This is a genomic window from Brevundimonas sp. UBA7664 (assembly GCF_002483305.1).
Lineage (GTDB): Bacteria > Pseudomonadota > Alphaproteobacteria > Caulobacterales > Caulobacteraceae > Brevundimonas.
Genome location: NZ_DLHQ01000026.1, coordinates 247837 through 266007 on the forward strand (window position 1 = coordinate 247837; position 18171 = coordinate 266007).

General features: G+C 69.6%; 18 protein-coding genes. 9 read left to right on the forward strand and 9 right to left on the reverse strand.

Translation table 11 applies throughout. The features are described from left to right. Window positions 1-71 precede the first annotated feature (71 nt). On the reverse strand, window positions 72-491 hold the full coding sequence (gene secG, locus B2742_RS07260; RefSeq protein ID WP_292064495.1) for a preprotein translocase subunit SecG: 420 nt from the start codon (window positions 489-491) through the stop codon (window positions 72-74). An 82-nt stretch (window positions 492-573) separates the two neighbouring features. Further along, window positions 574-1320, reverse strand: coding sequence for a triose-phosphate isomerase (tpiA, locus tag B2742_RS07265; RefSeq protein WP_292064512.1), 747 nt, complete (start codon window positions 1318-1320; stop codon window positions 574-576). 204 nt (window positions 1321-1524) lie between these two features. Here tpiA and B2742_RS07270 point away from each other — a divergent pair, with 204 nt between their 5' ends. Both B2742_RS07270 and trpE read left to right on the forward strand, forming a co-directional pair. Beyond that, entirely contained in the window at window positions 1525-3450 is a 1926-nt protein-coding gene (locus B2742_RS07270) for a peptidylprolyl isomerase (RefSeq protein WP_292064514.1), read from the forward strand. Beyond that, window positions 3447-4958, forward strand: coding sequence for an anthranilate synthase component I (gene trpE, locus B2742_RS07275; protein WP_292064517.1), 1512 nt, complete (start codon window positions 3447-3449; stop codon window positions 4956-4958). Before B2742_RS07270 ends, trpE begins: the two co-directional genes overlap by 4 nt. Here trpE and B2742_RS07280 read toward each other — a convergent pair. Continuing rightward, complete coding sequence (locus tag B2742_RS07280; RefSeq protein ID WP_292064519.1) at window positions 4955-5140, reverse strand: peptidoglycan-binding protein; 186 nt, start codon at window positions 5138-5140, stop codon at window positions 4955-4957. The two genes, trpE and B2742_RS07280, sit on opposite strands and share 4 nt — an antisense overlap. 103 nt (window positions 5141-5243) lie before the next feature. Between B2742_RS07280 and B2742_RS07285 the strand changes: the two genes are divergently transcribed. From B2742_RS07285 to lexA, 4 genes are all read left to right on the forward strand, one after another. Beyond that, window positions 5244-5834, forward strand: a complete 591-nt coding sequence (locus tag B2742_RS07285) for an anthranilate synthase component II (protein WP_292064522.1) — start codon at window positions 5244-5246, stop codon at window positions 5832-5834. 1 nt (window position 5835) lies between these two features. After that, entirely contained in the window at window positions 5836-6870 is a 1035-nt protein-coding gene (trpD, locus tag B2742_RS07290; RefSeq protein ID WP_292064525.1) for an anthranilate phosphoribosyltransferase, read from the forward strand. Beyond that, a complete protein-coding gene (gene trpC / locus B2742_RS07295) occupies window positions 6867-7658 on the forward strand; it encodes an indole-3-glycerol phosphate synthase TrpC (RefSeq protein ID WP_292064527.1) in 792 nt (263 codons plus the stop codon). The genes trpD and trpC overlap by 4 nt, the downstream gene beginning before the upstream one ends. 95 nt (window positions 7659-7753) lie before the next feature. After that, window positions 7754-8446 (forward strand): transcriptional repressor LexA, encoded by a 693-nt coding sequence (gene lexA / locus B2742_RS07300; RefSeq protein ID WP_292064530.1) that lies wholly within the window; start codon window positions 7754-7756, stop codon window positions 8444-8446. On the opposite strand, the gene B2742_RS07305 is transcribed toward lexA, so the two are convergent. Then, the gene (locus tag B2742_RS07305) at window positions 8427-10595 is read right to left on the reverse strand and encodes a ComEC/Rec2 family competence protein (RefSeq protein WP_292064533.1); all 2169 of its coding nucleotides are present in this window, start codon (window positions 10593-10595) and stop codon (window positions 8427-8429) included. The two genes, lexA and B2742_RS07305, sit on opposite strands and share 20 nt — an antisense overlap. Here B2742_RS07305 and gltX point away from each other — a divergent pair. From gltX to B2742_RS07320, 3 genes are all read left to right on the forward strand, one after another. Next, window positions 10594-12018, forward strand: coding sequence for a glutamate--tRNA ligase (gene gltX / locus B2742_RS07310; protein ID WP_292064536.1), 1425 nt, complete (start codon window positions 10594-10596; stop codon window positions 12016-12018). The two genes, B2742_RS07305 and gltX, sit on opposite strands and share 2 nt — an antisense overlap. 66 nt (window positions 12019-12084) lie before the next feature. Then, on the forward strand, window positions 12085-13386 hold the full coding sequence (gene gltA, locus B2742_RS07315) for a citrate synthase (protein ID WP_292064540.1): 1302 nt from the start codon (window positions 12085-12087) through the stop codon (window positions 13384-13386). A gap of 126 nt (window positions 13387-13512) precedes the next feature. Beyond that, on the forward strand, window positions 13513-13830 hold the full coding sequence (locus B2742_RS07320; RefSeq protein ID WP_292064542.1) for a hypothetical protein: 318 nt from the start codon (window positions 13513-13515) through the stop codon (window positions 13828-13830). A gap of 68 nt (window positions 13831-13898) precedes the next feature. Here B2742_RS07320 and lpxB read toward each other — a convergent pair whose 3' ends face one another. Genes lpxB through lpxD form a run of 5 tightly spaced genes read right to left on the reverse strand, consistent with a single transcriptional unit; the run spans window position 13899 to window position 18169 of the window. After that, a complete protein-coding gene (gene lpxB, locus B2742_RS07325) occupies window positions 13899-15068 on the reverse strand; it encodes a lipid-A-disaccharide synthase (protein ID WP_292064544.1) in 1170 nt (389 codons plus the stop codon). Further along, on the reverse strand, window positions 15065-15895 hold the full coding sequence (lpxI, locus tag B2742_RS07330) for a UDP-2,3-diacylglucosamine diphosphatase (protein ID WP_292064545.1): 831 nt from the start codon (window positions 15893-15895) through the stop codon (window positions 15065-15067). The genes lpxB and lpxI overlap by 4 nt, the downstream gene beginning before the upstream one ends. Continuing rightward, window positions 15892-16680, reverse strand: a complete 789-nt coding sequence (gene lpxA / locus B2742_RS07335; RefSeq protein WP_292064548.1) for an acyl-ACP--UDP-N-acetylglucosamine O-acyltransferase — start codon at window positions 16678-16680, stop codon at window positions 15892-15894. Before lpxA ends, lpxI begins: the two co-directional genes overlap by 4 nt. Next, on the reverse strand, window positions 16677-17138 hold the full coding sequence (fabZ, locus tag B2742_RS07340; RefSeq protein ID WP_292064551.1) for a 3-hydroxyacyl-ACP dehydratase FabZ: 462 nt from the start codon (window positions 17136-17138) through the stop codon (window positions 16677-16679). The genes lpxA and fabZ overlap by 4 nt, the downstream gene beginning before the upstream one ends. A gap of 26 nt (window positions 17139-17164) precedes the next feature. After that, complete coding sequence (lpxD, locus tag B2742_RS07345; RefSeq protein ID WP_292064554.1) at window positions 17165-18169, reverse strand: UDP-3-O-(3-hydroxymyristoyl)glucosamine N-acyltransferase; 1005 nt, start codon at window positions 18167-18169, stop codon at window positions 17165-17167. Window positions 18170-18171 lie beyond the last annotated feature (2 nt).

Sequence of the window (18171 nt, forward strand, 5' to 3'; positions counted from 1 at the left end):
CTGATTCGAGCGGCGAACTGCGGAGACTTTGAGGGCGGGAGCGGAAGGCGGGGATAAGGTCCCCGCTCATCCTATTCTGCGGGGGCCGGTTGGGCCGGAGCCGGAGCCGGAGCCGGAGAAATGCCGGACAGGCTGGATTCCAGGTTCTGCAGCGACGGCGCGGCCGGCTGGGCCGGAGCCGCCGGATCGGCCGCCGGAGCGCTCGACGTCGAGGGGGCGACCAGCTCGCCGATCGCGTCGGCGTCGACGATCGAACGGCTCGACCGCTCAACGTTGCCGAGGATGGTCAGGCCGATCGCGCAGAGGAAGAACAGCACGGCCAGAACCCAGGTCGTCTTGGTCAGCAGATTGCCCGCGCCCCGCGCCGTCATGAAGCCCGACGGACCGCCGCCCATTCCAAGGGCGCCGCCCTCCGAACGTTGAATCAGGATCACGCCGGCGAGCGCGACCGAGATAAGGATCATGGAGACGAGGAGAATGGTCTGGAGCATGGCAGCCGATATGTGTGGCGCGAGGCGGCGCCGATCAAGCGGCGGCGTCTAACATTGATGGCGGATGGGAGCAAACTGATCCCTACGCTCCCCGGACAATCCCGATAAAGTCCGCCGCCTTCAGCGAGGCCCCGCCCACCAGCGCCCCGCCGACCTCGGGCACGGCGAGGATCTCGGCGGCGTTGTCCGGCTTGACGGAGCCGCCGTACAGGATCGGCGTGGCGGCGATCCCCAGACCCAACCGTTCGATCATCGCGGCGCGGACGGCGCGGTGGACTTCCTCGATCTGCTGCAACGTCGGCGTCAGGCCGGTGCCGATGGCCCAGACCGGCTCATAGGCCACGGCGAAGTCCTGCCCGGCCAGCGCCAGCGGCAGGGATCCCATGATCTGTCCCCGCACCACCTCGACCGCCCGGCCCGCCTCGCGCTGCTCCAGCGTCTCGCCGACGCAGATGATCGGCGCCAGACCCGCGGCCAGCGCCGCCTCCGCCTTGGCCGAAACAAGGGCGTCGGTCTCGCCATGGCCCTGACGGCGCTCGGAATGGCCGAGGATGACCAGGCATGCGCCGGCGTCCTTGAGCATCGCCGCCGACAGGTCGCCGGTGTAGGCGCCGTGGGCTTCCGCCCGGCAGTCCTGGCCGCCGATCTCGATCCCGTCGCCCGCGACCCGCGCCATGCGTTCGATCAGGGTGGCGGGAGGGCACAGGGCGACGCGGCACGCCGGAGGCGCCTCCGCCAGCGCTTGGCGCAGGGCTTCAACCTCGCCCAGGCTCGCGCCCAGGCCGTTCATCTTCCAATTGCCGGCGATCAGTTTCACGGATTGTTTCATTCCCGCTTTCTATGCGGCGCCTTTCGACAAGCCAAGCCGTCCCGGATCGCGACGCCGGGGACGGCCTGCGGATACCACCGCGTCCAATCGACGAGCCGGCGCCCGTCTGACTGGCCAAACAATCCTGCCTTCATCTTGCCGTGCAGGGCGCTGACACCCTATAGGCCAAGCAGCACCCTTGCCTCTGATCCGCCAGGACCGACCATGCTCTCCGCCATCCGCGCCTTCGCCAAATCCAAATGGGCCATAGGGCTGCTCGTCGTCATGGCGCTGGCGCTCGTGGTCGGCGGCGGCAGCCAGATGGACGTTCTGGCCAATCTGGGTCCGAAGCACGTGGTTTCGGCGGGCGACCGCAATCTCAGCCAGGCCGAGTTCCGCAGCGAGATGGACCGGATTCGCGACCAGGCCCAGCAGCAGGCCGGGCGGGCGCTCGATTTCGAGGAACTGATCGGCGAGGGCGGCCTGAGGCAGTACCTGGAACAGAAATCCCAGCAGTTCGGCTTCCTCAACTGGGCCTGGAAGGCCGGCATCCGGCCCGGAAAAGAACTGATCCTGCGCCAGATTCGCCAGACCCCCGAGTTCTTCGACAACGTCACCGGCCAGTTCAGCGAGGACCAGTACCAGGCCCGGCTGACCGAGATCAACGTCACGCCGGAGATGTTCGAGGCCCAGTTCCGCGATCAGTACTCCACCCAGCACTACGGCTCCGCGCTCGGCGCCGGCCTGCGCCTGCCGCGCATCTATGGCGCGATCCTGGCCAGCCAGACGCTGGAGACGCGCGACGGTCGCTGGTTCACCGTGACCCAGGCCATGGCCGGCACGGCGGGCGTTCCGACCGACGCCCAGCTGACCGCCCTGATGAACCAGAGCGCCGACCAGCTGCGTCTGCCGGAATCCCGCACCGCCTCGGTGGTGCTGTTCGATGATGCCGGCCCCGCAGCCGCGCCGACCGAGGCCCGGATCGAGGAACGGTTCAACTTCCGTCGCGACGCCCTGTCGCTGCCGGAGAAGCGCACCTTCGTCACCCTGACCGCGCCCAACCGCGCCGCGGCCGACCGCATCGCCGCCGCCTTGCGCGCCGGCCAGGCTCCGGCCGACGTGGCCCGCGCCAACAGCATCCAGCCGGCCGAATATGTCGATACGCCGCGCAGCGCCCTGGGCGACGCGGCCGTGGCCGGGGCCGTGTTCGGCCTCGCCGCGAACGAGGTCTCGGCTCCCGTCCAGGCCGGCGTCGGCTTCGTGGTCGCCAAGGTGACGGCCATCCAGCCGGGCCGCGCCGCGACCCTCGCCGACGTCCGCGAACAGGTGGTCCAGGAGCTGCGCGCGGAAGACGCCCGCGCCGCCGTCTATCGGCGGGTCGAGGCCTATGAAAAGGCCCGTCAGGAGGGCAAGACGCTGGACGTCGCCGTGCGCGAGGTCGGGGGCCGCGTCATCCAGATCCCGCCGATCCGCGAGGACGGCAAGCTGCGCAACGGCCAGGAAATCACACCGGCGCTCCCGCCCCAACTGATCCAGACCATGTGGAGCCTCGGCCAAGGCGCGGAGAGCGAAGTGGTCGACATGGGCCAGGGCCAGTATTTCGTCGTCCGTCTCGACGCGATCACCCCCGCCGCCCTGCCCCCCCTGGCCGCCATCCGCGAGCCCCTGGCCCGGCAATGGGTCCTGCGCGAGAACGCCCGCCTGCTCGGGGCGCGCGCCAGCGCCCTGGCGGCCCGCGTGCGCGGCGGCGAGGATCTGGCCGCTGTGGCCGCCTCGGTCGGCGCCACGATCCAGACCGGGACCGGTCTGAGCCGTCAGTCCGCCGAACAAAACGGCCAGGGCGTCATCGCCGGCGTGTTCGGCAGCGCCCGCGGCGAACCGTTCTCGCAGCAGAACACCGACGACACCTTCGTCATCGGCCGCACGGACCGCATCACCGCCGCAGTGCCCGCCCTCGCCGCCCCCGTCGCCGAACAGTTCCGTCAGCGCATGGCCGGCGACCATCTGAACGCCGTGGGTGAGACCGCCATCCGCACCGCCGCCGAGCGCAGCAAGGCCAGATACGATGAGGCCCTGGCGCGGCTGGCCCTCGGCCTGCCGGCGGAAGCCCCGGCCGCCCCCGCATCGCCGGCGACGCCGCCGGCGCGATGACGGCGGAGGCCGGCGAAGACTTCGCCGAATTCGACCGCGGCTGGTCCCTGGGCCGGCCGCGGATCGTCGTCCGCCGCCTGGTGGACGACCTCGAAACCCCGGTCTCGGCCTTCCTCAAGGTCGGACATGGCCGGACCCACGCCTTCCTGCTGGAATCGGTCGAGGGCGGCGCGGTCAACGGCCGGTATTCGATCATCACGCGCGAGCCGGACGTGGTCTGGCGCTGTCGCGACGGCCGGGCCGAACTGGCGCGGGGCGGAGACATCGCCGCCGAACGATTCCAGCCAGAGCCCTCCGACGCCCTGACGTCCCTGCGCGCCCTGATGGCGGCGTCGCGGTTCGATCTGCCGGCCGGCCTTCCGCCCATGGCCGCCGGCCTGTTCGGGGTGTTCGGCTATGACATGGTGCGGCTGCTGGAGCCGCTGGGCGCGCCCAATCCCGATCCGCTGAACCTGCCGGACGCCGTCCTGACGCGCCCGTCGCTGGTCGCCATCTTCGACTCCGTCAGCCACGAGATCGTGCTGGTCTCCGCCGCCTACCCGGACAGCGGGCTCGACGCGCGAACCGCCTTCGACCGGGCCGTGAGCCGGCTCGACCGGTTCGAAGCCGACCTGCGGAGGCCCTTGCCCGCCCTGCCCGCTCCCGTTGAGGCCGCCATCGCACCGTTCCGCTCGCCGGTCGCGGACTCCGACTTCGCCGCCATGGTCGCCCGGGCCAAGGACTACATCGCCGCCGGCGACATCTTCCAGGTCGTGCTCAGCCACCGGTTCGCCGCGCCCTGGGCCGGCGATCCGTTCGCCTTCTACCGCTCTCTGCGGCGGCGGAATCCCTCGCCCTATCTGTTCTATCTCGACTTCGGCGACTTCCAGCTTGCCGGCTCGAGCCCGGAGATCCTGGTCCGGCTCAAGGACGGCCGCGTCACCATCCGCCCGCTCGCCGGCACCCGCCCCCGCGGCGAGACGCCCGAGGCCGACCGCGCGCTTGAGGCCGAACTTCTGGCCGATCCCAAGGAGCGGGCCGAGCACCTGATGCTGCTGGACCTCGGCCGCAATGACGTGGGCCGGGTCGCCGCCCCCGGCACGGTCGAGGTGATCGAGAGCTTCCGCGTCGAACGCTACAGCTCGGTCATGCACATCGTCTCCGAAGTCCAGGGTGACGCCCATCCCGACCTCGACGCCGTCGACACCCTGCTGGCCGCCCTGCCCGCCGGCACCCTGTCCGGCGCGCCCAAGGTCCGGGCCATGGAGATCATCGACGAGCTGGAGAGCGAAAAGCGCGGCGTCGGTTACGGCGGCGGCGTCGGCTACATCTCGGCGGGCGGCGAGGCTGACATCTGCATCGTGCTCAGGACCGCCCTCTTCGCCGACAGCAAGATCCACGTCCAGGCCGGGGCCGGCGTCGTCGCCGACAGCGATCCGGCCGCGGAATACGCCGAAACCCTCGCCAAGGCCCGCGCGCCCATGCGCGCCGCCGAGGACGCCTGGCGCTATCCGTTCGGAAACCGTTAGGGCTGGGCTGAAATCGCGGGTTCGTCGAACCGCACGCCCGGCCCGAGCACCATCACCCCGGCCATCAACACCGCCGCCATCGCGGCCAGCGAAGCCGCGCCGAGGGCCGCGTAGGGACTGGACCGGGACGGCTGCGCCGGCGCCAGCAGGGTGCGCGCCTTGGTGATGCCTGCGTGTGCCATGGTGCCCCTCCGGTTGGTGGCCCCAGTTCGGGCGGGTTCGGTTAACGAAGACTTACCGTCACAGCCGCTTGGCGCGGCCCCGTGCAGCCCCTAGAAGCCGGGCATGATCCTCGTCGTCGACAACTACGACAGCTTCACCTGGAACCTGGTCCACTACCTTGCGGAACTGGGCGCGGAGACGCGTGTCGTGCGCAACGACGACCTGACCGCCGCAGAGGCCTTCGCCCTCAGGCCAGAGGCCGTGCTGCTGTCGCCGGGCCCCTGCTCCCCGAACGAGGCGGGCATCTGCCTCTCGATCCTCGACACCGCCCCGCTGGACATGCCGATCTTCGGCGTCTGCCTGGGACATCAGGCCATGGGCCAGGCCTTTGGGGGCGAGGTGATCCGCGCCAAATCCCTGATGCACGGCAAGACCTCGCCGATCGAGCATGAGGGCCACAGCGTCTTCAAGGGCCTGCCCTCGCCCTTCACCGCCACCCGCTACCACTCGCTGGCCGTGCGCCGTGAGACCCTGCCCGATGTGCTCGAGGTCACCGCCTGGACCGCCGACGGCGAGATCATGGGGCTGGCGCACCAGACCCGACCGATCCACGGCGTCCAGTTCCACCCCGAATCCATCGCCACCGAACACGGCCACGACCTGCTCGCCAATTTCCTCGATCTGGCCAACGTCAGACTCACGGCGATGGTCTGAGATGGCTGAAGGTTTCAAACCCCTGCTGGCCAAACTGGTCGACGGCCGCATCCTGTCGGCGGACGAGGCGCACGACTTCTTCGCCGCCTGCCTGCGCGGCGAGCCGACCCCCGCCCAGGTCGCCGCCGCCGTCACCGCCCTGCGCATCCGCGGCGAGACGGTCGAGGAGATCGCCGCCTTCGCCACCGCCATGCGCGAGGCCGCCCGCACCCTCGACCACCCCTATGACGCCATCGACACCTGCGGCACCGGCGGCGACGGCCAGCACACCTTCAACATCTCGACCGCCGCCGCCCTGGTGCTGGCCGGCGCGGGCCTGAAGGTCGCCAAACACGGCAACCGGGCGATGAGCTCCAAATCCGGCTCCTCGGACGTGCTGTCGGTGCTCGGCGTCAATCTGCAGGCCACGCCGGCCCAGCAGCGCCGCTCGCTGGACGAGGCCGGCATCGCCTTCCTGTTCGCCCCCGCCTACCACGGGGCCATGCGCCACGTCGGGCCGGTGCGGGCCGAGATCGGCTTCCGTACCGTCTTCAACCTGCTGGGCCCGCTGTCCAATCCGGCCGGCGCCAAGCGGCAGGTCATGGGCGTCTATGATCCCCGCCTGCTCGAACCGTTGGCCGAGGTGCTGGGCCGGCTCGGCGCGACCCGGGCCTGGACCGTCCACGGCCAGGGCCTCGACGAACTGACCACCACGGGCGAGACCGAGGTGGCGGAATGGAAGGACGGCGCCGTCCGCCGCTTCACCGTCACGCCTGAAGACGCCGGCCTGCCCCGCGCTTCGCTCGACGCCCTGCGCGGCGGCGACGCGGAAGAGAACGCCGCCGCCCTCCGCGCCCTGCTGGACGGAGCGACGGGCGCCTATCGCGACATCGTCCTGCTCAACGCCGCCGCCGCCCTCGTCGTCGCCGACCGCGCCGCCGATCTGGCCGAGGGCGCGGTCCTGGCGGCGACGGTGATCGACGACGGCCGCGCGGCCAGGGCCCTCGCCGATCTGGTCGAGGCCACCAACACAGTCATCGAGGAAGAGCCGGCGTGAGCGATGTTCTGGCCGGCATCGCCGCCTACAAGCGTGAGGACGTGGCCGCCCGCAAGGCCGCGACATCGCAGGACGCGGTCGAGTTGTTGGCGCGCGCTGCCTCCACCCCGCGCGGCTTCCGCGCCGCCCTTGAGCGCCATGTCGAAAACACCGGCCGTCCCGCCCTGATCGCCGAGATCAAGAAGGCCAGCCCGTCCAAGGGCCTGATCCGCGCCGACTTCGACCCGCCCGCCCTCGCCCGCGCCTATGAGGCCGGCGGCGCCACCTGCCTGTCGGTCCTGACCGACGGCCCCAGCTTCCAGGGCGACGACGCCTTCCTCGCCGCCGCCCGTGACGCCGTCGCCCTCCCCTGCCTGCGCAAGGACTTCCTCGTCGATCCCTGGCAGGTGGCCGAGAGCCGGGCGCTGGGCGCCGACTGCATCCTGATCATCCTCGCCATGATCGACGACGCCCTCGCCGCCGACCTGCTCGCCGAGGCCGAACGGTTCGGCATGGACGCGCTGATCGAGACCCACGACGAGGCCGAAATGGCCCGTGCCTGCAAGCTGGGCGGCGATCTGGTCGGCATCAACAACCGCTCCCTGCGGACGTTCGAGGTCGATCTCGCCGTGACCGAACGCCTCGCCATCCTCAGCCCCGTCCGCGCCCTGCTGGTCGCCGAGAGCGGCATCTTCACGCCCGACGATGTGCAGCGGGTGTCGGATGCCCATGCCCAGGCGGTGCTGGTCGGCGAGAGCCTGATGCGTCAGGCGGATGTCGAGGCGGCGACGCGCGACCTCCTGCGGTAACCGGACCTTAACCGGAACAGCACAGGAACACCCTGTGGACGTTTGCGGTTTGTTCCGCTAGCGTTCCTGCAACGGGATTCGTCTTCGAGGTCGCCATGCTCACGCGCAAACAGCACGAACTGCTGATGTTCATCCACGAACGGATCAAGGAGACCGGCGTGTCCCCCTCCTTCGACGAGATGAAGGAGGCGCTCGATCTGGCGTCCAAATCGGGCATCCACCGGCTGATCACGGCGCTGGAGGAACGGGGCTTCATCCGGCGTCTGGCGCACCGCGCCCGGGCGCTGGAGGTCACCAAGATGCCCGATCAGGCCACGGCGGGCGCACCGCGCGGCCGGGCGGGCTTCGCCCCCTCGGTCATCGAGGGCGGCGGGCGCCCCATGGCCGCCGAACCGGCCAACGACACCCGCGAACTGTCGCTGATGGGCAAGATCGCCGCCGGCACGCCCATCGCCGCCATCGAGCACGAAACGGCCCGCTATCCGGTGCCCGAGGCCATGCTGGGCGCGGGCGAGCACTATCTGCTGGAGATCGAGGGTGACTCGATGATCGAGGCCGGCATCCTCAACGGCGATCTGGTGATCATCAAATCGACCGACACCGCCACCTCGGGCGAGATCGTCGTGGCCCTGGTCGAGGGCGAGGAAGCCACCCTCAAACGCCTGCGCAAGAAGGGCGCCTCGATCGCGCTCGAGCCCGCCAACCGCAACTACGAGACCCGCATCTTCGGACCCGATCAGGTCGAGGTCCAGGGCAAGCTGGTCGGGCTCATCCGCCGGTATCACTGACTTCCGGATCGCCGAGCCTGCTCCACGGCCGGTCGCCGCGCACCTCGGCCGCCCAGACCGCGCGCCAGCGGTTGGCTGACGCCGGCCCGTCGCGCCAAAGTTCGACCGCACCGCCGCGGGCATGGTCCGTCCCGTCCAGAACGAGCCGTCCCTCGCATGAGGGCGGCAGCACCGCGATGGACGCCCGCAGGCTGACCATCGGGGCAGAGCGGCACAGGACGTCGATCTGTTCCGGCGACGGCGCGCGGCGGCCCCACCACATCGCCATCGGACCGGCTCCGGGCTCGACCGGCGCGCACGAGAATCGCGCACAGGCCCACCCCTCCGTCGCCCGGTCGACCGGAGCCACGCCGCGCCGACGCGACCAGACATCGATCGCGAACTGCCGCACGCCCGGCCGCATCACCACGGCCTGACCGCGCTCGACGAAGGCCGCATTGGTCCCGCCGTCGCCGATCCACAGGTCCGGCGTCGGCGCGCGCGGGCACAGCATGACCGCCGCCGCGAACGGCAGGCCCAGCCAGCGCAACCTCCCGCGCCACAGGCAGCAGAACAGGACGCCGAGAAAGGCGACCGGCAGGACGAAGCCCGGCGCGCTGGCCACCGTCTTCACCGCCCCTGGCAGGCCCGCCGTCCACGCGCCGATGGCCAGCATCATCCCGATCCCCTGCCCCGCCAGCCACAGGAAGGGCGCGCCGAGGCCCAGCGGCTCCAGCAGGGCGCCGAGCGCCAACGCCGGCATGATGAGGAAGTCCGACAAGGGCGCCGTCGCCAGATTGGCCAGCAGGCCGTACATGGCTGTCCGGTTGAAATGCTGCATGGCGAACGGCCCCGTCGCCGCCCCCGCCACCAGGCTGGCCATCACGGCGATGCCCACCCAGGCGCCGGCGCGCTGCACGATCAGGATCGGCCACGGCGTCGAGATTTCGCGTGGCCTCGCCGGCCAGGCCTCGGCCAGGGCCACCAGGGCCGCGGTGGCCGCGAACGACATCTGGAAGCCCGGCGTGACGATGGCCTCGGGCTGAAGCATCAGGACCGCAAAGGCCGCGACCGCCAGGGCATGCATGCTGATCGCCTGGCGATCCAGCAGGATGGCGATGAAGGCGATCGAGGCAGTGATCGCCGCCCGCTCCGCCGGCGGGGGATGGCCGGACACCACCAGATAGGTCCCCACCGCCAGCAGCCCCGCGACCGCCGCCACCTTCTTGCCCGACACCCGCAGCGCCAGCCATGGCCAGGCCGCCACCAGCAGGCGCACGAGGAAGAAGGCGAAGCCGCCGACCACCGCCATATGCAGACCCGAGATCGACAGGATGTGCGCCAGGCCGGAATCGCGCATGACATCGACCTGGGCCGGGTCCAGCCAGGCCTCGTGTCCCGTGGTCATGGCGGCGGCGACCCCGCCGGTCCGTTCGCCCTGCCGCGCCACGATCCGCTTCGCGAGATCGTAGCGCAGACCGTTGACCGCCATGGCCGCCCTGACCTTCCACGGCGGCGGCGGCAGATACGCCGGCCGCGTCTCGCCCAGCGAAAAGGCCACCCCGCCGAGACCCTGGAAATAGGCATTGCGGCCGAAGTCATAGGCCCCCGGACTGGCCGGCGCCGGCGGTGGATTGAGAATGGCGAACAGCCGCACGGCCTGGCCCGGCTCCGGCGCCGCGCCGCGCACCGTGGCCCGGAGCCGCACCGGCGTCGCCTCGGGCGACAGGCCGCGAATGCGGACCGGGGCGATGACGACCCGCGGCCCGGCCGCGCCCGGGCTGTCGACATCGATGACCCAGCCCTCGACCACCGTCGGCGCGGCCATCGCGGGCGCGATCGGCGCCGCCACGGCGTCCGTCCGGAGTTTGGCCACGGCGATTCCCCCGGCCAGACAGGCCAACAGCATCAGTCCGAGCGTCCAGGCCCGCGTAAGCGCCAAGCGGCGCGCCCCGATCCAGAGACCGGAAGCCAGCATGGCCCCGGCGATCAACAGCCAGGCCGGCGGTTCGGACTTCAGGGCGAAATAGACGGCGCAGCCGCCGCCGAACGCCACCGGGGCCCACAGCCGCCAGCGCAACGTCTGGGCGGCGACCTGCGTCGCCAGGAACCGGCGCGCCCGTTCGGCGAGGGTGGGATTCGCCGGCGCCGGCGCTATAACGCCCGCCATGGCCTCCCCATCCGACTCCACGCCCGCTGTCGTCACGCGCTTCGCCCCCTCGCCAACCGGCTCCCTGCACATAGGAGGGGCCCGGACGGCGCTTTTCAACTATTTGTATGCCAAGGGACGCAACGGGAAGTTCCTGGTCCGGGTCGAGGACACCGACCGCGAGCGCTCGACCGACGCCGCCGTCAAGGCCATTTTCGACGGCCTCAGCTGGCTCGAGCTGTTCGCCGACGAGGAACCGGTGTTCCAGTACAGCCGCGCCGACCGCCACCGCCAAGTCGTCAACGACCTGCTGGAACGCGGCGCCGCCTATCGCGACTTCACCTCGGCCGAGGAGACCGGCCGTCTGCGCGACCTGGCCAAGGCCGAGCGCCGCACCTTCGAATCTCCGTGGCGCGACCGCGAACCGTCTGTCGATGACCTGTCCCAGCCTCACGTGGTCCGGTTCCGTCGCCCCCTCCCCGGCCAGGTGACGGTCGAGGACCAGGTGCAGGGCACGGTCAGCTGGGCCAATGACGACCTCGACGACCTGGTCCTGCTGCGCAGCGACGGCGCGCCGACCTACAACCTCGCCGTGGTGGTGGACGACCACGATATGGGCGTGACCCATGTCATCCGCGGCGATGACCATCTGAACAACGCCGCTCGCCAGAGCCTGATCTATGACGCCCTGGACTGGACGCGTCCGACCTTCGCCCACATCCCCCTGATCCACGGCCCCGACGGCGCCAAACTGTCCAAGCGGCACGGGGCCCAGGCGGTGCATGAATATGCCGAGATGGGGTATCTGCCCGAGGGCATGCGCAACTATCTGGCCCGGCTGGGCTGGGCCCACGGCGACGATGAGCTGTTCAGCGACGCCCAGGCGCTGGAATGGTTCGACCTGACCGGCGTGGGCAAGGCCCCGGCGCGGCTGGACTTCGACAAGCTGGCCCACGTCAACGCCCACTGGATCCGCCTCGCCGACGATGACCGGCTGGCCAAGATGACGCTGGACGTCCACCTCGCCCGCGGCCACGCCCTCGGCCCCGACGACGAAGCCCGCCTGCTGCGCGCCATGCCCTTCATCAAGGACCGCGCGAAGACCGTGCTGGAGCTGGCCGACCAGACCGGCTTCGCGCTCAAGGTCCGGCCCCTGTCGATCTATGAAAAGGCCTTGCCGATGTTGACGGGCGAATCAGGCGAGCGGATCGGCCGTCTGCGAGACCGGCTCAGGCTGTTCGCCAGCTGGGACGTCTTTGCGCTCGAGGCAGAGCTCAAGGTCTTCGCCGAGGAAGAGGCCGTCGGCTTCGGCAAGATCGGCCCCGCCGTCCGCGCCGCCCTGACAGGGGACGGCGTCTCGCCCGATATTGCGAAGACCCTGGCCGCCCTGGGCCGCGAAGAAAGCCTCGGGCGCTTGGATGATGCGCTGCAACAGACTATCTGACATTTCACCAGACCGTGGATTGCGCCTCCCCGCGCCGATCCGCCGCCTAGCAATTCAGGGGCTGCAATGACTGAACAAGCCAAACCCGCCGGCACGGCCACCCTCACCTACGGCGACAAGAGCGTCGACCTGCCGGTGCTTTCGGGGTCGACCGGCCCCGACGTGATCGACATCCGCAAGCTGTATGGCGCGACCGACGCCTTCACCTACGACCCCGGCTTCACCTCGACGGCGGCGTGCGAAAGCGCCCTGACCTTCATCGACGGTGATATCGGCACCCTGCTGCACCGCGGCTATCCGATCGACCAGCTGGCCTCGCAGTCCAACTTCGTCGAGGTCTGCCACCTGCTGCTGCACGGCGAACTGCCGACCGCCGCCCAGTACGAGGCGTTCGAGCGCAGCGTCACCATGCACACCATGCTGCATTCGCAGTTCGACCGCTTTTTCGAAGGCTTCCGGCGCGACGCCCACCCGATGGCGATCATGGTCGGCACGGTCGGGGCGCTGTCGGCCTTCTATCACGACAGCCTGGACATCCATGATCCGGTCCAGCGCAACATCTCGGCCATCCGGCTGATCGCAAAGATGCCGACCCTGGCGGCGCGGGCCTACAAATATCACATCGGCCAGCCATTCATCTCGCCGCGCAACGACCTGAACTACGCCGAGAATTTCCTGCGGATGTGTTTCGCGGTTCCGGCCGAGGAGTATGTCGTCAACCCGGTGCTGGCCCGGGCCATGGACCGCATCTTCATCCTGCACGCCGACCACGAGCAGAACGCCTCGACCTCGACCGTCCGTCTGGCCGGTTCGTCGGGCGCCAATCCCTTCGCCTGTATCGCCGCCGGCATCGCCTGCCTGTGGGGCCCGAGCCATGGGGGCGCCAACGAGGAGGCGCTGAACATGCTCAAGGAGATCGGCACCCCGGACAAGATCCCGGAGTTCATCCAGGGCGTGAAGGCCAAGAAATACAAGCTGATGGGCTTCGGCCACCGGGTGTACAAAAACTACGACCCGCGCGCCAAGGTGATGAAGGAAAGCGCCGACGAGGTGCTGGCCGCCGTCGGCGACCCCAACGACCCGCTGTTCCAGGTCGCCAAGGAGCTGGAGCGCATCGCCCTGAACGACGAGTATTTCATCGAGCGCAAACTGTTCCCGAACGTCGACTTCTATTCGGGCATCACCCTGTCGGCGATGGGCTTCCCGACCTCGATGTTCACCGTGCTGTTCTCGCTGGCCCGCACCGTCGGCTGGATCGCCCAGTGGCAGGAAATGATGGCCGACCCCGGCCAGAAGATCGGCCGCCCGCGCCAGCTCTACACGGGCCCGACCGAGCGGGATTACGTGCCGATCCAGTCGCGGGGCTGATCAAGCGGTCAAATACGGAACTGCGAAACGCCGGGGTAAAAGCCCCGGCGTTTTTCATTGGCGTGCGCTTTGAATGGAAGGCGGAGGTGCGATCCAGTACGCCGGGGCAACTGGGAGGCGGGCGCAATGATCGAACGACAAGGCTGGGGTGAGCTCAAAGAAGGACTTGGAGCGGCCATCCTTCGAGTGCTCACGGAGCGATACGGGCGATGCACCATCGTACGCATGGCGAGCGGTAAAGAACTGAGAGTCTACGACGGTACCGGATGGGGACGGGACTACGGCGATATGTGGGAGCACGTTACCGCACGCATTACTCCGCTCTCGGAGCCGCGGCGGGACTATGACTGCGAATTTTTCTACCTCTCTGAAGTTGAGAGCCTGCTGGATCCCGACAGCCGTGCGATCTTGATCAGTCAGGTGCCCGCGCCCGGCGAGACCTAAGAATCGCTTACCCGGATTTCGATCTATGGCCCTCCGGGAGCGGATCGTTCTAGGCCGGTCAGATAGCGCTATCTGCCAGCCTTGCCAGCAATAACCCTCAACACCGCATCCGCCGCGATCTCGGACGGATCGCGCCCCTCGCGCCCCATCAGGTCCAGCGCCGCCGTCTGACGCGCCGACTGCACGAAGCGCACCTGCGGATCGGCCAGCAGCCGCCCGACCTCCGCCGCCACCTTCTCCGGCGTGGCGTCATTCTGGATCAGTTCGCGGGCGATCTCGGCGTCCGCGGCGTGGTTGAACAGGGTCGCATACCTGCCCGTGAAGAACGGCTTCATGATCGCATAGCTGAGCGGCTGGAAGCGGTAGGCGATGACCATCGGCGCCCCGGCCAGGGCCAGTTCGGTGGAGACCGTGCCGCTGGTGGCGAGGGCGACCGTGGCCGCGCGCATGGCGGCGTATTTTTCTTCCTCGCCGACGACATGGGCGCGGAAAGGCCAGGCCGCGACCCGCGCGGTCACATCGGCCGCGACCGTTCCGGCTGCGATCACGGCGACCTCGAGCGACGGATCGGCGGCCTTCAGCCGGCCGACCGCCGCCTCGTAGACGGGCGTCATCAACCGGATTTCCGACGGGCGGCTGCCGGGCAGGACCACCAACAAGGGCGCCGCGGCCGCGATGCCGCGCGAGGCCCGGAAGGCGGCAGGATCGGCGGCGCTCATGTCGACATGCAGGGCCTGCGACCCCACCACCGTCGTTGTCAGACCCTCGCGCTCGAACCACGGCGCGTCAAAGGCGTAGAGGGCCAGCAGGTGGTCGACCGCCGCCGCCAGTGTCTTCGCCCGCCCCGGGCGCGAGGCCCAGACCTGCGGCCCGACGTATTTGATCAGCGGTACGTCTGGCAGAGCGGCCCTGAACGCCTTGGCCACCCGGATGGTGAAGCCCCAGCTGTCGATCAGCACGACCGCGTCCGGCTTCTCGGCCAGGCCCAGCGCCACCGTGTCGGCTACGCGCCGCTTGACGATCCCGTAGGCCCTGAGCCCCTCCACCCAGCCGTGAATGGACAGTTCGGCGATATCGAAGGGGCTTTCGACCCCCTGTGCCGCCATGCGCGGCCCGCCGACGCCGACAAAGGCGACCTCTGGCCCCAGCCGCGCCTTCAGCGCCCCGGCGAGCCCGGCCCCCAGCGCATCTCCCGACGCCTCGGCGGCGACCAGCATGATCTTCAGCGGCCGGCTCACCGTTGCTCGCCCCAGACGAACAGGCCCAGCCGGTCGGCGGCCTCGATCAGCCCGGCCCGGTCGATCAGGATCAGCTTGCCCGCAACGCCGCCGATCCCCGCCAGCCCTGCAGCCGCGGCCATCTCGATGGTTCGGACGCCGATCACCGGCATATCCACCCGCAGGTCCTGGATCGGCTTGGGCGCCTTGCCCAGCACGCCCTTGCGGTCCTCCGCCGAGCCGCGCAGATCGGCAGGCAGGCCCGCGACCCGGGCCAGCATGGCGTCCGTGCCTTCCTGGGCCTCGACCGCCAGCACCAGGCCGTCGCAGACGACTGCGCCTTGACCGATATCGAGTTCGCCCGCCTTTTCCGCGACGTGCAGCGCCTTCCTCAGATCAGACAGCTGCTCTTGCGTCGGCTGGACGGCGCCCAACGCCCCGCCCGGCAGGGTCTCGCCGCCCAGAATGTCGTCGGCCCCCTCGATGCCAAAGCCCTCGCCCTCGAACACCGACAGGATTTTGCGCAGCAGGGCGTCGTCGCCCTGGGTCGCCGCCTTGATGATGCCGGGCAGCAGGGTCGCGCCCTTCAGGTCCGGCTTCAGGGTCTTGAAATCAGGACGGCTGACCATGCCGGCGAAACACACGCCGGTGCACCCCGCCTTCTTCAGCGCCGACAGGATCTTGCCGAACTCGGCCATGCCGGCCTCGATGCCCGGATAGCGCGCCAGGTGCAGGTCAGCGAAGCCGGCCAGCCGCACGACGAACACCGGCCGGCCTTCGGCCTCGCAGCGCGCCGCCACGGATACCGGCAGGGCCCCGCCGCCGGCGATCAGGCCGAGCTTGCTCATTCGCCCGGCAGGCAAAGGGGACGTTTGCCGTCCTCTCGTATGAAGGCCACGATCTCCATGATCTCCGGCAGGTCGGCATAGCCGGCCCCGACCATGTCGAGGCGGTCGGCGAACGTCCCTCCGCCCTCGAACAGCTCCCGATAGGCGGCCAGCAGACGGCGGATGGCGGTCTTGTCGTAGCCCTTGCGCTTCAGCCCGATCAGATTGAGGCCGTGCAGCTGGGCGTGATTGCCCCAGGCCGAGCCATAGGGAATGACGTCGCGCGTCACGGCCGCCAGTCCGCCGACGATGGCCCCCTGCCCGACCCGCCCGAACTGGTGCACCGCGCAAAGCCCGCCCAGGAAGACCCGGCTCCCGACCCGCGAATGGCCGCCCAGGGTGGCGTGGTTGGCGAAGGTGACATGATCGCCGACGACCGCGTCGTGACCGACATGGGCCCCGGTCATGAACAGGCAGTTGTCGCCAATGGTGGTCAGCTTGCGGTCGCCCGGCGTGCCCCGGTTGAAGGTGCAGTGCTCGCGCACCAGGTTGTCCTTGCCGATCTCGAGCCGGACGGGCTCGCCCTTGTAGCCCCCGTGCTGGGGATCGCCGCCGATGACGGAAAAGGGGTGGATGACGGTGCGGGCGCCGACCGTCGTGTCCTGCTGGATCACCACATGGCTGGCCAGACGCACGTCCTCGGCCAGGATCACCCCCGGACCGACAATGCTCCACGGGCCGATCTCGACCCCGTCCGCCAGCTGCGCGCCCGGATCGACAACCGCCGTAGCGTGGATGCGGCTCATGGGACCGGCTTGTCGACGGTGACCATCATGGCGGCGAAATCGGCTTCTGAGGCCAGTTTGCCGTCGATGAAGGTCTCGCCGCGGAATTTGAAGATGTCGCCGCGGATCTTGGTCACGATGACCTTCATGTGCAGCTGATCGCCAGGTCGGGCCGGCTTGCGGAAACGGACGCCGTCGATGGACATGAACATGATCACCTTGCCCTCGACCTGGACGTCCATCGACTTGGACATCAGCAGGGCGCCGGTCTGGGCCATGGCCTCGATAATCATCACGCCGGGCATGACCGGATCGATCGGGAAATGTCCCGGGAAATACGGCTCGTTGTGAGTGACGTTCTTGATGCCGGTGATCGAGGTGTTGGCGACAAAATCCTCGGCCTTGTCGACCAGCAGGAAGGGATAGCGGTGCGGCAGCCGCCGCATCACCTCGGCATAGTCAATTCTACCGTCACTCATCCTGCGGCCTTCCTCGCCGTCGGCGGCTAAGAGCGCGCCCTGCCTGACGCCTGTTTGGCGAGCCAGACCGCTTCGCGCAAGGACTGTCGGATCGGTTTGGCGGGATATCCCGACCATGTTTCGCCCGCCGGAATATCGGCGAGGACGCCGGCCCCGCCCGCCACCCGGGCGCCGTCGCCGATGCGGATATGGTCGCCGACACCGGCCTGGCCGCCGAACATGACGTTGTCGCCGACGATGCACGAGCCGGAAATCCCGGTGTGGGCGGCCAGCAGGCAGTTGCGGCCGATCACGCAATTGTGGGCGATCATGACCAGGTTATCGATCTTGGTGTTCTCGCCGACGACGGTGTCGTCATAGGCCCCGCGATCAATGCAGGTATTGGCCCCGACGGTGACGCCGTCCTGAAGGATGACCCGGCCCAGCTGGGGAATATCGACAGGGCCGGCCTTCGAGCGGGCGGCCCCGAAGCCGGCCTCGCCGATCCGCGCGCCCGAAAACAGGCGAACGCGATCGCCGATCAGGGCGAAGGCGATGCTGACGTTGGCCCCGATGAAACAGTCGCGCCCGATCTGGACGCCGGGCCCGATCACGCTGTTGGCGCCGATGCGGGTGCCCCGCCCGATGCGCGCGCCGCGACCGACGACCACGCCGGGCTCGAACACGACCGTATCGTCTTCCGCGACCTCGCGCGGGTCGGCGGCGGCGTCGAGGCTCACCGGCCGGTGAAACGTCGCCGAAGCGCGCGCCCAGGCCGCCTGCGGCTCGTCAGAGATGATGATGGAGGCGGCGGCGGGGACGGCCTCCTGCGCCACGGCCGGTACGATGACGCAGCCGGCCTGGGTCTCGCCCAGGGCGGCGACGAATTTGCGATCACCGAGAAAGGCTACGTCCCCGGGACCCGCCGACGCCAGCGGAGCGACGGCGGAGACCTGTCGGTCTCCGCCCCGCATGACTTCGCCTCCGATCCGTTCCGCCAGCTCGGCGACGCCCAGCGCCGGCAGGCCATCGAAAAAGCGCGGATCGGGCATGG